15 protein-coding genes and 1 pseudogene are annotated in these 14,887 nt (G+C 64.9%); 5 read left to right on the forward strand and 11 right to left on the reverse strand.

The genetic code is table 11. The annotated features are described in order from the left end of the window. Window positions 1-4 precede the first annotated feature (4 nt). Window positions 5-937: a tRNA (adenosine(37)-N6)-dimethylallyltransferase MiaA gene (gene miaA, locus IEX78_RS05625; RefSeq protein ID WP_188827710.1), complete on the reverse strand. Its 933-nt coding sequence runs from the start codon at window positions 935-937 to the stop codon at window positions 5-7. After that, window positions 934-1,689: a class III extradiol ring-cleavage dioxygenase family protein gene (locus IEX78_RS05630; RefSeq protein WP_188827711.1), complete on the reverse strand. Its 756-nt coding sequence runs from the start codon at window positions 1,687-1,689 to the stop codon at window positions 934-936. Before IEX78_RS05630 ends, miaA begins: the two co-directional genes overlap by 4 nt. A gap of 264 nt (window positions 1,690-1,953) precedes the next feature. Between IEX78_RS05630 and IEX78_RS05635 the strand changes: the two genes are divergently transcribed. Beyond that, window positions 1,954-3,345: a DUF349 domain-containing protein gene (locus IEX78_RS05635; RefSeq protein ID WP_188827712.1), complete on the forward strand. Its 1,392-nt coding sequence runs from the start codon at window positions 1,954-1,956 to the stop codon at window positions 3,343-3,345. A 60-nt stretch (window positions 3,346-3,405) separates the two neighbouring features. On the opposite strand, the gene IEX78_RS05640 is transcribed toward IEX78_RS05635, so the two are convergent. Both IEX78_RS05640 and miaB read right to left on the reverse strand, forming a co-directional pair. Next, window positions 3,406-3,984, reverse strand: a complete 579-nt coding sequence (locus tag IEX78_RS05640) for an Rv2732c family membrane protein (RefSeq protein ID WP_188827713.1) — start codon at window positions 3,982-3,984, stop codon at window positions 3,406-3,408. Between the two features lie 89 nt (window positions 3,985-4,073). Continuing rightward, entirely contained in the window at window positions 4,074-5,540 is a 1,467-nt protein-coding gene (gene miaB, locus IEX78_RS05645) for a tRNA (N6-isopentenyl adenosine(37)-C2)-methylthiotransferase MiaB (RefSeq protein ID WP_229683794.1), read from the reverse strand. 311 nt (window positions 5,541-5,851) lie between these two features. Between miaB and IEX78_RS05650 the strand changes: the two genes are divergently transcribed. The 4 genes from IEX78_RS05650 to IEX78_RS05665 all read left to right on the forward strand — a co-directional run bounded on the left by IEX78_RS05650 (window position 5,852) and on the right by IEX78_RS05665 (window position 9,102). Next, complete coding sequence (locus IEX78_RS05650) at window positions 5,852-6,580, forward strand: amino acid ABC transporter ATP-binding protein (RefSeq protein ID WP_188828256.1); 729 nt, start codon at window positions 5,852-5,854, stop codon at window positions 6,578-6,580. Between the two features lie 40 nt (window positions 6,581-6,620). Next, a complete protein-coding gene (locus tag IEX78_RS05655) occupies window positions 6,621-7,457 on the forward strand; it encodes a glutamate ABC transporter substrate-binding protein (RefSeq protein WP_188827715.1) in 837 nt (278 codons plus the stop codon). A gap of 92 nt (window positions 7,458-7,549) precedes the next feature. Then, window positions 7,550-8,221 carry an amino acid ABC transporter permease gene (locus tag IEX78_RS05660; RefSeq protein ID WP_188827716.1) on the forward strand — a complete coding sequence of 224 codons (672 nt, stop codon included), beginning with the start codon at window positions 7,550-7,552 and terminating at the stop codon, window positions 8,219-8,221. Beyond that, window positions 8,218-9,102: an amino acid ABC transporter permease gene (locus IEX78_RS05665; RefSeq protein ID WP_188827717.1), complete on the forward strand. Its 885-nt coding sequence runs from the start codon at window positions 8,218-8,220 to the stop codon at window positions 9,100-9,102. Before IEX78_RS05660 ends, IEX78_RS05665 begins: the two co-directional genes overlap by 4 nt. 73 nt (window positions 9,103-9,175) lie before the next feature. On the opposite strand, the gene IEX78_RS05670 is transcribed toward IEX78_RS05665, so the two are convergent. The 7 genes and pseudogenes from IEX78_RS05670 to IEX78_RS05695 form a co-directional block, all read right to left on the reverse strand. Next, entirely contained in the window at window positions 9,176-10,036 is an 861-nt protein-coding gene (locus IEX78_RS05670) for a 3-hydroxyacyl-CoA dehydrogenase (RefSeq protein WP_188827718.1), read from the reverse strand. 89 nt (window positions 10,037-10,125) lie between these two features. Beyond that, a complete protein-coding gene (locus IEX78_RS05675; protein ID WP_373291520.1) occupies window positions 10,126-11,103 on the reverse strand; it encodes a glycine betaine ABC transporter substrate-binding protein in 978 nt (325 codons plus the stop codon). Next, window positions 11,100-11,897 carry an ABC transporter permease gene (locus IEX78_RS05680; RefSeq protein ID WP_188827719.1) on the reverse strand — a complete coding sequence of 266 codons (798 nt, stop codon included), beginning with the start codon at window positions 11,895-11,897 and terminating at the stop codon, window positions 11,100-11,102. The genes IEX78_RS05675 and IEX78_RS05680 overlap by 4 nt, the downstream gene beginning before the upstream one ends. After that, a complete protein-coding gene (locus IEX78_RS05685) occupies window positions 11,894-13,084 on the reverse strand; it encodes an ABC transporter ATP-binding protein (RefSeq protein ID WP_229683726.1) in 1,191 nt (396 codons plus the stop codon). Before IEX78_RS05685 ends, IEX78_RS05680 begins: the two co-directional genes overlap by 4 nt. After that, complete coding sequence (locus tag IEX78_RS05690; RefSeq protein WP_188828258.1) at window positions 13,077-13,727, reverse strand: ABC transporter permease; 651 nt, start codon at window positions 13,725-13,727, stop codon at window positions 13,077-13,079. The genes IEX78_RS05685 and IEX78_RS05690 overlap by 8 nt, the downstream gene beginning before the upstream one ends. A gap of 158 nt (window positions 13,728-13,885) precedes the next feature. Further along, a complete protein-coding gene (locus tag IEX78_RS24710; RefSeq protein ID WP_373291538.1) occupies window positions 13,886-14,143 on the reverse strand; it encodes a hypothetical protein in 258 nt (85 codons plus the stop codon). Beyond that, a pseudogene (locus IEX78_RS05695) lies at window positions 14,117-14,659 on the reverse strand (regulatory protein RecX); the annotation flags it as partial. The pseudogene IEX78_RS05695 and the gene IEX78_RS24710, both read right to left, overlap by 27 nt. Window positions 14,660-14,887: the final 228 nt, after the last annotated feature.

Here is a 14,887-nt window from a genome sequence, read left to right on the forward strand (position 1 = left end):
CGGGTCACTGCGGAGTCCGTCCTGTCTTGTCGAGCTGGGAAAGTGTGGTTGACGCCAGATCGGGATCGGCCCCGTCGACCCACCGCACGCGCGGGTCGCGGCGGAACCACGAACGCTGGCGGCGGACGTAACGGCGCGTGCCGATGAGGGTGCGTTCTTGGGCGTAGGCGAGGTCTTCCTCGCCGTCGAGGTAGGCGAGCACTTGCGCGTAGCCGATGGCCCGTTTCGCGGTTTGGCCGTCGCGTAGGCCGAGGTCGATGAGGGCTTTCACCTCGTCGACGAGGCCGGTTTCGAACATGGTCGCGGTGCGTAATTCGATGCGAGCATCGAGTGCCGCTGTCTCGCGGTCGACGCCGATAATGGTTGTCCCCCACCGTGGTTCGCCGATGGTCGGGGCCGAAGCCGCGAACGGCTGTCCGGTGAGTTCGACGACCTCGAGCGCACGCACCATCCGTCGACCGTCCGTCGGCAAAATCGTGTCGGCGGCAACGGGATCGGCGGCCCGCAACGCCTCGTGTACCGCGACGACTCCGCGTTCGTCAAGCAGCGCTTCCCATTTCGCGCGGATGTCAGGGTCGGTTGCCGGGAAGGCCCAATCATCAAGCAGCGCTTGCACATACATCATCGAACCACCGACGATCACCGGCATGCGACCGCGCGCGAGGATGTCATCGACAATCGCGCACGCCTGCTCTTGATAGGCGGCCACGGTCGCCGTTTCGGTCACGTCGAGTACGTCGAGCAGGTGGTGGACGATGCCGCGCCGTTCGGCGACGCTGAGCTTCGCGGTGCCAACGTCCATGCCCCGATAAAGCTGCATCGCGTCGATATTGACGATCTCGCCGTCGAGTTCCTGGGCGAGGTCGAGCGCGAGATCGGATTTGCCGGTCGCCGTTGGTCCAACGACCGCGATGGGTCGATCGAGTGGTCCGGTCACCGCGCCGCCTCCCACAGGCTCACGTCGTAGGCGACGCCGAGCGGTGCGCCCTGGTAGAGGGTACGCACGGCCGGATCGGCGGCGTCGACAGCGAAAAGACCGGCTAACGCCTGGTAGGCGGCACGGCCGGACAACCACAGGTCGGCGCACAGCGCGGGGTCGAGCGCGGTCAGGTCGGCGCGCGAGCCCGTTCGAAGGGCATCGTCGAGGTCGGCTTGGGCGGCGGCCGCGCGCGAGTCGAAGTAGCCGGGCGCTTTCTCGGTCAACGTCGCTGCACCGTCGGCAACGACGAGCACACCTTGGGGCTCGGGAATCGCGTCCAATTCCGCGCGCAGGTGGGCGCCGAACGCGACGCAGTCAGCGACGGGAGTGTCAACGGCAAGTACGTGCGCGCGCACCGAAACGTCCGGCCCGACCTGCTCGCGCAACCAACCAGCAATCAGTACCGGCAACGGTAGCTCAGCGTCAACAACGGCAATCGAATGTGCTTGGGGCGCAAGGCCGACGACCACATCGGCACCGAAGCCGCGAAACGTTCCGCGCGTCTCGGCGGGAAAGCTGGCCGTCGCATCGCCGACGCCAACAACGACCCACTCGCGCGCGCTAGTCGCCAACGCAGTCGCGGCGCTCAACGCGGCCGCGCGCACCGCCGTAGGCGGCTCTTCGGTCGCCAGCTCAGCACGCATTGGCCGCCCGCATAGTTGCGGTACCAGCATCGGGGGTGACGGGACCAGGGCCGCGAGAGACAACACCTCTCGCACGGTAGTCGCCTACTCGCGTCGTGACCGCATCCGTCCCGGTCGTGCCACGTGACGGTGTTCGAGTGTCCGACGCGGCGATACCCGTCGCCATTGCTACTGTTTTCTGATGCGACTACCCACGTCGTGCACAGCGAAATCCTCGGATTTCCCAGGTGCCATCGCCCAGACCGTTGGTTTCGGCGGAACCGACAAGGTTCAATGGGAAGTGCTAGGGCGTAACCAGGCAGCCGTGACGCGCGGCAGGGACGGAGAGCAATGACCGACAGCAACGGAACCGCGAAACCAACTCCGCCAACTCCCGGGCCGGGCGCTACCCCCAAGCCGGGCGGCGCACCGAAGCCCGGCGGCAAACCCGCGCCACCTAAACCGCACGCCGCGAAACCGGTGCCTGGTGGCACCGAAGCCCATCCGCATCCGGTTGTCGTTGCCGCGGCGAGCGACCCGGCGAAGTGGGGTCGCGTCGACGAAGACGGCACCGCGTGGGTGAAAACCGCCGACGGGGAACGCGAGATCGGGTCGTGGCAGGCAGGCGACGCCGCCGAGGGCCTCGCGCACTTCGGTCGCCGCTTCGATGATCTCGCCACCGAGGTCGCGCTGCTGGAAGCACGTCTCGCCGCCGGTGCCGACGCGCGCAAGACCAAAGCCGCCGCGCTCGCGCTCGCGGAAACGCTGCCGACCGCTGCCGTGATCGGCGACGTCGACGGACTCGCCGCGCGCCTGCAGGCCATTACCGAGCATTCGGATGAGGCCGCGGCGCAGGCGAAGGAAGAAAAAGACCGCACGCGCCACGAGCACACCGAACGCAAGGAAGCGCTCGCTGCCGAGGCCGAGCAGATCGCTGCCGAATCCACCCAGTGGAAGGCCGCTGGCGACCGGTTGCGCGAGATTCTCGACGAGTGGAAGTCCATTCGTGGCGTTGACCGCAAGGTCGACGACGCGCTGTGGAAGCGCTACTCGAAGGCGCGTGAGTCGTTCAACCGTCGTCGGGGCGCGCATTTCGCTGAACTCGACCGGGAACGCGCGTCGGCGAAGACACGCAAGGAAGAGCTGTGCGTGCAGGCCGAAGCACTGTCGGATTCCACCGACTGGGTTGGCACGGCCGCGGTTTTCCGCGATTTGCTCGCCGAGTGGAAGGCGTGTGGTCGGGCACCGCGCGAAGCCGATGAGGCGCTGTGGAAGCGGTTCAAGGGTGCCCAGGACGTGTTCTTCGCGGCCCGCAACGCCGCGGCCAACGAGCGCGACGCCGAGTTCGAGCACAACGCCGACGCGAAGGCCGAACTGCTCAGCCATTACGAGAACATCGACCCCAGCGCCGGTCTCGACGCCGCCCGCAACGCCCTGCGCGAATTGCAGGAGAAGTGGGACGCGCTTGGCAAGGTGCCGCGTGAGCGGATGGGCGAGCTTGAAGGCAGGTTGCGCGCGATTGAGAAGCGTGTGCGCGAGGCCGTCGACCAGCAGTGGCGTCGGACTGACCCGGAAGCGGTCGCGCGTGCCGCGCAGTTCCGCGAGCGGGTCGCCCAGTTCGAAGAGCAGGCGGCCAAGGCCACCGCCGCGGGCAAGAAGCGTGACGCGGAGAAGGCGCTTGAGCAGGCCAAGCAGTGGCGTGAATGGGCCGAAGCCGCCGAGGGCGCGGTCAGCAACCGCTGAGTTCGAACAAACAGCGAGGCCCCCGACCAATGTGGTCGGGGGCCTCGCTTGTGCTTGGGGCTATTCGCCGCGCAGGCGCTTGCGGTCGCGGTCCTCGGCTTCGCGTGCGGCATTGCGACGCTGTTCTTCGGCAGCCAGTTGCACGGCCGTGCGACTCCACACCACGCGAATCCAGTGGAAGGTCAACACCATTGACGCGATGGTGCCGATGATGAGCCCGATGCCGGGGCCCGCGCCGATGTAATTCGCGATGCCCGGCGTCTGCCGGTGCCAGATGGCGAGCACGCCGAACACGCTGGCCAGTGCGCTGCCCGCGCAGGCAAGCCAGGCGAGCGTCCAGCGACGGGTGGTGAGCGCGAGCAGCGAGAAGCCGACGCCGAACACGATCACGAACCACACGAACAGTCGCGACGGCAGTCCGACGTGTTCGATGCGGGCGGCGTCGGTGCTCATCAGCACGTCAAAGCCGCGCGCTGACCCGGTGTGCGGCAGCAACACGAGCGAGACGAGCAGGACGAAGACCGCGCCCGCGACCACCATCGCCCGTACGCCCGGATCAATCTCGCCCGCGATGCGGCGTTCGACGGCGTCGAGTTCGCCACGGAACTGTTCGAACTGGTCTTCGTTTACCCGGTTCACCGGTTCGCTCCTTGCCTTCGATTCGCGTCCGTCAACTGTGCCACCCTCGTCTGACGGCTCTTCCGGCGACCCACTACCGCCGGTAGTAGTCATGCCGAGCAGCCGGTCGAGCACCCGTCGACAGCGGCGGCGACCGGCGCGGGCGCGCCGATGCTCGGCAGGCCGAGGCCCACGCCGATCGGCGCGGTTTTGGGCGTGACGCCACGCTCATGCGCGTCGCCAGCGGCGGTGCGCCGATGCGACTTGACCACGCCGTCGGCGATGAGGTGATGCGGGGCAGCGGCGGTGATGTCGACGGTGATCACGTCGCCGGGGCGAATGCCCGCGTTGTCGCCGGGACGGAAATGTACGAGTCGACCGTCGCGTGCGCGTCCACTCATGCGCGCGGTGGCCGCGTTCTTCTTGCCAGCACCATCGGCGACAAGTAATTCGACTTCGGTGCCGATCAGCGCTTCGTTGAGCTCAAGCGAAATGGCGTCTTGCAACGCGATCAGACGCTCATAGCGTTCCTGCACAACGGCTTTCGGCAGCTGATCAGGCAGCTCGGCGGCGGGCGTGCCCGGGCGCTTGGAGTACTGGAACGTGTAGGCGCTGGTGAACCGCGCGCGCCGCACCACGTCGAGGGTTTCGAGGAAATCCTCTTCGGTTTCGCCCGGGAAGCCAACGATGATGTCGGTGGTGATCGACGCGTGCGGCATCGCGGCGCGCACCTTGTCGATGATGCCGAGGAAGCGTTCCTTGCGGTAGGAGCGGCGCATCGCCTTGAGCACCCGGTCCGAACCGGACTGCAACGGCATGTGTAGCTGCGGACACACCGCGGGCGTCTCGGCCATCGCCTCGATCACGTCGTCGGTGAATTCGGCCGGGTGCGGCGACGTGAAGCGGATGCGCTCAAGGCCGTCGATGCGGCCGGCCGCACGCAGCAGTTGGGCGAAGGCACCACGGTCGCGTGGCTGGTCGGCGTCGACGAAGTTCACGCCGTAGGAGTTCACGTTCTGTCCGAGCAGCGTGACTTCCAGGACGCCCTGCTCGACGAGCGCGCCCACTTCCGCGAGCACGTCGCCGGGTCGACGGTCGACTTCCTTGCCGCGCAGCGCGGGCACGATGCAGAACGTGCAGGTGTTGTTGCAGCCCACCGAGATCGACACCCAGCCCGCGTACGCCGATTCACGCTTGGCGGGCAACGTCGACGGGAACGCCTTGAGGGATTCGAGGATCTCGACCTGGGCTTCTTCGTTGTGGCGCGCACGCTCAAGCAACACCGGCAGCGAACCGATGTTGTGGGTGCCGAACACCACGTCGACCCAGGGCGCCTTGCGCACGACGGTGTCGCGATCCTTCTGCGCGAGACAGCCGCCAACCGCGATCTGCATGCCGGGACGACCCAACTTCACCGGGGCGAGATGGCCGAGGGTGCCGTAGAGCTTGTTGTCGGCGTTCTCGCGTACGGCGCAGGTGTTGAAGACGAGCAGATCGGGCGTCGCGTCGGGTTTAGCCTTCACGTAGCCCGCGTCTTCAAGCAGGCCGGACAAGCGTTCGGAGTCGTGTACGTTCATCTGGCAGCCGAAGGTGCGAACCTCATAGCTACGCGCGGGCGCATCAGTCTGCGCGACCGCGTTTCCTCCGTTCGAATCCACCCATCCAGAGTACGGGCCGGGGTTAGGTGACCTGCGTCGCGGTGGGCGCAATCGAAGTCGAACAGTTTATTGGCGCGTTACTTGCGGGTGTCATCTCGGCGTGGCTAGTCGGCGAGTCACCGAAACCCGGGCAAATTTCCAAAGAGGGCCTAAGGTTTTGGACCATGACCGACGACGCCGTACCCGTGCCCGGGACCGACGACGCCGCAGCGAAGTCCGCCGCAGCGCCAATGATCTCGATGCGCAACGTGGAAAAACACTTCGGTGACCTGCATGTATTGCGTGACATCAACCTTGACGTGCCCCGAGGGCAGGTCGTGATCGTGCTCGGCCCATCCGGGTCGGGCAAGTCAACATTGTGCCGAACCATCAACCGATTAGAGCCAATTGACTCCGGTGACATCGCCGTCGACGGGGTCGCATTGCCTAACGAAGGCAAAGCATTGGCCCGATTGCGTGCTGAAGTTGGCATGGTTTTTCAATCGTTCAATTTGTTCGCACACAAGACCATACTGGAAAACGTGATGCTCGCGCCGATGAAAGTGCGCGGCAAACGCAAAGCCGACGCACGCGAGCACGCGCTCGCGTTGCTCGATCGCGTTGGCATCGCCAACCAGGCCGACAAATACCCCGCGCAACTGTCGGGCGGTCAGCAGCAGCGCGTCGCCATCGCGCGATCGCTCGCGATGGACCCCAAGGTCATGCTCTTCGACGAGCCAACTTCGGCGCTTGACCCGGAAATGGTCAACGAGGTGCTTGACGTCATGGCCTCGCTCGCCAAGGAAGGCATGACGATGCTCGTCGTGACCCACGAGATGGGCTTCGCGCGCCGGGCAGGCGACCGGGTGCTCTTCATGGCTGACGGCCAGATCGTCGAAGACGCCGACCCCGAAACTTTCTTCACCACCCCCTCTTCGGATCGTGCCAAGGATTTCCTCGGCAAGATCTTGAGCCACTGACGAAACCGATCACCACCAAATGGGAGAGAAGGACATCTCGATGAGGATCAATCGTGCGATGCGCGTCGGTTTGGGCGCGGTCGCGTTGACGCTCGCGGCCACGGTCACCGCGGCGTGTGGTGGCGGCAGCGACAAGTCCGCGCTGGACAACGCCAAGGACGGCAAGCTCACCATCGGCATCAAGTTCGACCAGCCTGGCCTTGGCCTGCGCAACACCGACGGCACCTACAGCGGCTTCGACGTCGACGTCGCCAAGTACGTTGCCAACAAGCTCGGCGTGAAGCCCGAGAACGTCACGTTCAAGGAATCGCCGTCGGCGCAGCGCGAGACGCTGATTGAGAACGGGCAGGTCGACTACATCGTCGCCACCTACTCCATCACCGACAAGCGCAAGGAGAAGGTCGACTTCGCTGGCCCGTACTACGTCGCCGGTCAGGACCTGCTTGTCAAGGCCGACAACACTGCCATCACCGGCCCCGACTCGCTCGGCGGCAAGAAGGTTTGCTCGGTGAAGGGCTCGACCCCGGCCCAGAACATCGAGAAGAACTTCCCGCAAGCGCAGCTGCAGACCTACGACACCTACTCGCTGTGCATTGACGCGCTGCGCAACGGTGCCATCGACGCGGTCACCACCGACAACGTCATCCTCGCCGGCTACGCGGCGCAGAGCCCGGGCACCTTCAAGCTGGTGAACAAGCCGTTCACCACCGAGAAGTACGGCATCGGCCTCAAGAAGGGCGATTCGGAACTGCGCGGCAAGATCAACGACGCGATCGAGGCGATGATCGCCGACGGTTCGTGGAAGGCCGCCCAGGAGAAGAACTTCGCCGGTACGGGCTTCGCGGTGCCGCAGGCGCCCACCGTCGACCGCTACTGATCCACACCCTCCGACGCCCGCGGTGACTGATCATCGTGGGCGTCGGGGTTTTCCCCGTTCACTCGCTATCACCGATCGGAGGACGCGCGTCCGTGTTCGACCTGATCTCGAAGTATCACTCCGAAATCCTCGACGCCTTCTGGGTCACCATCAAGCTCACGTTCTTCTCGGCTATTGGTGCGTTGGTCATCGGAACGATCGTGGCCGGAATGCGCGTGTCCCCGATCCCGGTCGCGCGCTGGGTCGGCACCGTGTACGTGTCGATCGTCCGTAACACCCCCCTGACCTTGATCATCGTCTTCTGCTCGCTCGGCCTGTACTCCACGCTTGGGTGGAAACTTGCGGGAGATTCGTTGCGCGAGAACAACTATCGCTGGGCGATCGTTGGATTGAGCGTCTACACAGCGGCTTTCGTGTGCGAGTCACTGCGCTCGGGCATCAACACCGTCGCGCTTGGGCAGTCCGAAGCTGGCCGCTCGCTTGGCTTCGGCTTCTCGCAAAACCTGCGACTTATCGTGCTGCCGCAGGCTTTTCGCGCGGTCATCGCGCCGCTGGGCAGCGTGCTGATCGCGTTGACGAAAAACAGCACGATCGCGTCGGCGATCGGCGTAGCTGAAGCCGCGTACCTGATGAGCGAGATGAATGAGAACGAGGCGGCCGTGCTCGCCGTCGGCGCCATCTTCGCGCTCGGCTTCATCATTCTCACTCTGCCAACCGGCCTGTTCTTCGGCTGGCTGGCCAAGCGATACGAGGTCGCGCGATGAGCTCAGCTTCGGTTCTCTTCGACGCACCGGGCCCCCGCGCGCGGGTCCGGCACTGGATCTATTCGGGTTTGGTGCTTGTCGCTGTACTCGCGGCCGGGTGGTGGCTTTACGACGCCTTCGCCGCAAAAGGCCAGTTCACTGCCGCGAAATGGAAGCCATTCCTCGAAGCTGGCGTGTGGGAGACCTACCTGCTGCCCGGCTTGAAGGGCACGCTCACCGCCGCGGCCATCTCGATCGTGTTCGCGCTGCTCTTCGGCATGATCTTCGGCATTTTGCGCATGTCGGATCATCGGTGGGTGCGCTGGGTCGCTGGTGCGATCGTCGAATTGGCACGCGCGATTCCCGTGCTGATCTTGATGATCTTCCTGTTCGCGCTGTTCGGTGACTACAAGCTCTTCCCCGCCGACAATCTGGCGCTCGCGGCCGTCGTCATCGCGCTGGTCGTCTACAACGCGTCGGTGATCGCCGAGATCGTGCGCGCTGGCATTCGCTCACTCCCCAAGGGGCAGAGCGAAGCGGCGGTGGCACTCGGTATGCGCAAGGGCCAGTTGATGCGGCTGATCCTGCTGCCGCAGGCCGTCACCGCGATGCTGCCCGCGCTGGTTTCGCAGATGGTCGTTGTCCTCAAGGACACCGCGCTCGGTTACCAGATCACCTATGTGGAATTGGTGCGCGCTGGTCAGCAGGAAGGCGCGTCGCAGCAAAACACCATTCCCGCGCTCATGGTGGTGGCGATCATCATGATCTCGCTGAACCTGGTGCTCACCGGTGTCGCGACGGCCCTGGAAAAGCGGCTGCGTAACCGTAAGAAGGGCGGCGGGCTTGTTGACCCGGCGACCGTCGTTGTCGACGGGGCGCCTGGCCTCGACCTGTCGAAGTAGCCTGCTTCGTCGCTCCGCCGTTTCGCCGCGAGCCCGGTCCAGTGATGGACCGGGCTCGTTCGCGTTGGGTCGACTAGTCGTTGTACTTGTAGAAGCCTTCGCCCGACGCGCGACCCAGCTTGCCCTTGTCGATGTAATTGGTTTTGAGCCATTCGGCCAACTTCTGGTGCGCGGCGTCGCCGTTTTTCGCGATGTTGTAGGGCGTGGTGAGCCCAACGACGTCCAGGATTTGAAACGGGCCTGACGGTGAACCGGTTGCGATGCGCCACGTCGCGTCGATCGCGGCGGGTTCGGCGTACCCGCCAGCGGCAAGCGCCATGCCCGAGTTCAGGAACGGCACGAGCAGCGAGTTCAGGACATAGCCCGCCTTCTCCTTGTGCAGTTCGATCGGCACCATCCCGATCTGCTTCGCGAACTCGACTACCCGCTGAAACACCTTGGGATCGGTTTGCGGAGTGCCCATGATTTCGGCGGTGTTGAACTGCCAAATTCGGTTCGCGAAATGCAGCGCGAGGAAGCGGTCGCCGCGGCCGGTCGCGTCGACGAGGTCGCTTGGCAGCAGCGTCGACGAGTTGGTCGCGAACACGGTCCGCTCCGGCGCGAGCGTGGCAAGTTTGGTGTAAATATCGCGTTTGACCGCGAGGATTTCCGGGACCGCCTCGATGATGAGGTCCGCGTCGGCGGCGACGGCGAGGTCGTCGGTGAGCTGAATTCCCGTCGCGGCGGCCTCGGTGTTGGCCGTGTCCGCGCCTTTGACTTCCTGCTGGTAGATCTTCGCCAACCCAACGAATCGGGTGCGCGCCTTAGCCAGCGCCTCGGCGTTGATGTCGTAGGCCGTGACATCGAAACCGCGGATTTTAGTCTGATAAGCGATCTGCGATCCGAGCACACCGGTGCCGAGCACCGTGACTTTCGGGAACGTCTTGTCGGTCATACGCTGTTTCCTCCCACCTCGGGAAAAACCTTGGCCGTGGTCCATCTTTGCCCGGATCAGCCGTGCTGAATAGGCCGCGCCGCGATCAGTTAGGGCAGCGTGACCATTCCCTGCTCAACGAGCCATTCGCGGGCGACGTCGGCTGGTTCGCGGCCTTCCACGTCGACTTTGCGGTTGAGTTCGGTGATGCGCGGGTTGGTCAACAGTGCCGAGATCGGCGTGAGGACGTCGATGACGGCGGGATGCGCTTGGGCGAAGTCGGCGCGCATCACGAGCGCGGCGTTGTATTTCGGGAAAAAGGCGCGGTCGTCTTCGAGCAGGACGAGGCCGAGGGCGGGAATGCGCCCATCGGTGGCGGCGACGGAGCCGAATCGGCATTGTTTCGCGTCGGCGGTTGCCTGATAGACAAGCGGGTCTTGCAGGATTTGTTTTTGGACCGCGTTGACGTCGATGTCGTACTTTTTCGCCATGCCAGGGTAGCCGTCTTGGCGCACGTTGAATTCGGTACCGACGCAGGTCGCGGCAGCGGATGGGTCTTTCGCGATCAAGCGCGCATAGTCCGACAGGGTGCGCACGCCGGTTTGTTCGACCGTGGTTTTGCTCGCGACTAGTGCGTAGGTGTTGTTCATCGGGGCCATCGCCGCCCACTCCATGCCATTGGCGGCACGGTCGGCGGCACGAACCGCGTCGAATTGGCCTTGTTCGTCGGGCACGGGTTTCTCGTTGCCGAGATAGTTCATCCAGCCGGTGCCGGTGTAGTCGTAGGCGATGTCGATTTGGCCGTGTAATTGGGCGTCGCGCAGGCTATTTGAGCCCTGAATGTTGGTGAGGTCGCGGACGTTCGCGCCAGCGGCGGTAAGGGCGAATTCGATGAGGTAGCCGAGAATGTTGGCTTCGGTGAAGTCTTTTGAGCCGACGGTCACGTTGACGCCTGCCAGTGCGGGAACGGGCTTGATCGAGCCCGATGCGACAGGCAGCGGTACCGCGCTGCCCGATTCGAGGCCGCATGCCGCGGTAAAAGCGATGAGGAGCGCGCATGCCGCTGCGGTGAGGGTGCGGCGCATCATCGCAGCCCCTTAGGCCCGAGGAAGTTCTCGGCTAGGGCACCAAGCCAGTCGACGGCGAGTGCCAACGCGACAGCGAGCACCGCGCCGAGCACGAGGGTGACGTTGTCGCGCAGTTTGTAGCCCGTGTCGATGAGAATCCCTAGCCCGCCCGCGCTGACCAGGAACGACAGCGTGGCTGTACCGACGGCGAGCACTAGGGAGGTGCGTAGCCCGGCGAGGATGTAGGGCACCGCGAGCGGAAACTCGATGCGCCGCAACACTTGCCACGTCGACATCCCTTGACCGCGCCCGGCGTCGATGAGCTGCGGATCGACCTCCTGGTAGCCAAGAATCGTGTTGCGCAGCACCGGAAGCAACGAGCAGAACGCGATCGGGGCGACCCCAATCCAGAATCCCGTTGTCCGCGTGGCGAGATAGAACAAGACGATGAGCCCGATAGCGGGCGCGGCAGCACCAATATTGGCGATACCGACGAAAACCGGTGCGAGAAAACGGAATCCAGGCCTGGTGAGCAGCGTCCCGAGTGGCACCGCGACAGCGAGCACGATCGCGACGACGGTCGCGGTGATGACAATGTGCTGCCAGGTGACGTGCGCGACGTTGCCGACGCTGACACTGGCCTGCTGAGTGAGCGTGAGGTCGCGGGAGAACGCCCAGACGAGGACGCCGATAGCGAGGACGGCCACGACAAGCGGTTGGATGAGCAGGCGCGTCCAGGTGGGCAGCTTCCGAGGGGTTGACGCGCTCGCGACGGCAGTTCGGGTAGGTGCGGGCGTCGCCGCGATCGCCGTCATCGGAGCGCTCCTGCCGCATCGAGTTCTTCGGCCGGAGCGGAAGCTGTTGTGGCCGTTGATAAGTGACCAACCAAGAGGTCGATGGTCACGATGCCCAGGTAGCGGCCTGCCTCGTCGACGACGACCGCGATTCCTGCCGGGTCGGCAAGGAGCGCGGCTAGGGCGTCGCGCAGGGTGTCGGTGACGGCGAGTGAGCGCGCGATCGGGGTGCCTGCTTCGGCAAGCGACGGCGCGGTGGTGAGGTCGGCGGTGGAGACGCGCCGGAGTGGTCGACGGTCCTCGTTGACGATAACCACCGCGTCGACCAGGCCGTTCGCCGTTGCGGTGTGGAGTGCTTTCGCCGCAGTAGCGGGGTCGGCGTCGGCACCGACCACTCCCCCTGGTGCCAAGGTGATGTCGCTCAGAGTTGCGAGGCCAAGCCGGTCGATGGTCGCGGTCGCACCAACGAAACCCGCGACGGTGGCGTCGGCAGGCGCGGCCAAAATGGCCGCGGGCGTGTCGTATTGGAGGACGCGCGAGCCCGCGCCGAGGACGGCGATGCGGTCGCCAAGTTTCACCGCTTCGGCGAAATCATGCGTGACGAACACGATGGTCTTGCCCAATTCGCGGTGCAGGCGCAGGAATTCGTCTTGCAGCGACGCACGGGTGATCGGGTCGACCGCACCAAACGGCTCGTCCATGAGCAGCACGGGCGGGTCGGCAGCTAACGCGCGGGCAACCCCAACGCGTTGTTGCTGACCACCAGACAGCTGCCGGGGATACCGGTCGCGATACAGGCTGGGGTCGAGACCGACGAGGGTGAGCATCTCGTCGACGCGTTCACTGATCTTGCTACGCGACCACCCCAGTAGCGCGGGGACAGTCGCGACATTTTTGGCGACGGTGAGATGCGGAAACAGCCCGGCCTGTTGAATGGAATAGCCGATGCCGCGCCGCAATTCGTCGGGAGCGATGGTGCTCGCGTCCTTGCCACCGATGGTGATGGTGCCCGACGTTGGCTCGATGAGGCGGTTGATCATGCGGAGCGACGTGGTTTTCCCACAGCCTGACGGCCCAACGAACACCACGATCTCGCCCGCCGGAATGGTGAGACTGAAGTTATCGACCGCCGGAAGTGCTTGGGCGGGATAGCTTTTGGTGACGCTGTAGAAGACGATTTCCACGCCGGTGCGAACTGAGTCAGTCACGAATCCCCCTTGAGGTAGTGAACTTGCCGAGCGCGACGAGCACGCCGTCGAGTGCGAGCGCGAGCACCACAACTGCGACGGTGCCGGTGATCGCCTGCGGGATGGCATTGGGGCTACCCAACCGCGCGAGACCCGAGAAGATGAGATTGCCTAGGCCAGGGCCTTTGGCGTAGGCGGCAAGCGCGAGAATGCCCATGCTCATCTGCGCGCTAACCCGGATGCCAGCGAGGATTGACGGCCAGGCGAGCGGCAATTCGATGGTCGACAGCATGCGCAGCCGCCCCATTCCCATCCCCCGTGCCGCATCGATGACGGCTGGGTCGACCGACGACAGCCCAAGCACGGTATTGCGCACGATCGGCAAAAGCGCGTACAGGACGAGCGCGACGATGGTGGGTGCGACGCCCAGCCCGAGTAGCGGAATGAGCAGCCCGAGTAGCGCGAACGATGGCACCGTGAGAATCGCGCTGGCACTCGCGGTAGCTGCCGCCGCCCCAAATGGGCTGCGATACACCACAATCGCCACGGCAACCGCGATAAGCGTGGCGATGATGACGGACTGCACAACGGCTGAGACGTGCAGGTACGAATCGGTAAGCAACTGTTCGCGCCTGCTGACCACGAACGACCACAGTGTGTCCAGGGTCCCCACCCCTCACAAATTGGTTTGTCGGCGGCCTATTTTGGCCCTGTCCCCACATCACCTTGCTACGCGAAACACCTTGCGCGCAGCCACTTTTCATCGATCCTTAGCGATTCTACGCGCCTTCGCCCACCAGCACAGCGGTTCGCGATACTCGATCAGAGATCCCGTTGCGCCAGTTCCTCTTTGACCACCGCGTACGCGACCGAGGGGCCGTACCCCCGCCGCGCGAGCATGTCGACGAGCCTTCGCGTGAGCTTGGCCCGGTCGGTCTCGGTGCTGCCCCGCAACTTTCGCCGCACCAGTTCTCGTGCGGCCTCTTCATCGTCAGCAGCCTGAGGAGGGCTAGCCGAATCAGCCAGCGCTACAGGCGATTTCGCCGGAGCAAACTCCACCCCGGCAAGCTCGGAGTTCACCACCGCGAACGCCGTCGATTGGTCATACCCCCGCCGCGCGAGCATCCCCACTAAACGCCGAACCGCCTTGTCGCGAGTCAGCCCCGGCGGCAACGTGCGCACTTTCCGCCGCACCAACTCCGCCGCCCGCGCCCGCTCAGCGCGATCGCTGACCTGCGCTAACGCCGACTCCATCGCCAGCTCGTCGACGCCCTTTTCCTTCAGCTCACGCTGTAGCGCCTTTTTCCCTTTACCCCCGTAGGTGTGACGCTCATGCACCCACTGATGCGCGAACGCCGCATCGTCGATGAGGTCGACCTCGGAAAGCCGCGTGAGCGCTTCCTCAATGATGTCAACACGAAAACCCCGCTCCCCCAACCGTTTAGCGAGTTCTGCACGACTGCGCGCACGGACCGCGAGTAGCCGCAAACACGCGTCTTTCGCTTGGTCGAGCGTGGCATCGGGCCGGTCACCCGGGGCGAGCCGACGCTTGCCGGCTCGCCGCTCGGGCTCTCCCGACACGGACTCGGCCGCCACCGAGCCCGACTGCCAACCTTCGTCACCACCGACGGTGGTCGACAGGGAGTCATCACCGCGGGGAGAACGCGTCTCCCCGCTGCCCCACCTTTCCCGATTCCCCCAGGTTTCCGCAGCCGAACGAGACAGAAAACGTCCAGTTCGACCGGGTTCGGCAGGCTCGGGTGCCACCTCGATCCCCCGCCGAGCGAGCTGCCGACGCATGTCTTCCACCGGGTCGAAGCCCGA

This window comes from Nocardia camponoti (genome assembly GCF_014646135.1).
GTDB lineage: Bacteria > Actinomycetota > Actinomycetes > Mycobacteriales > Mycobacteriaceae > Nocardia > Nocardia camponoti.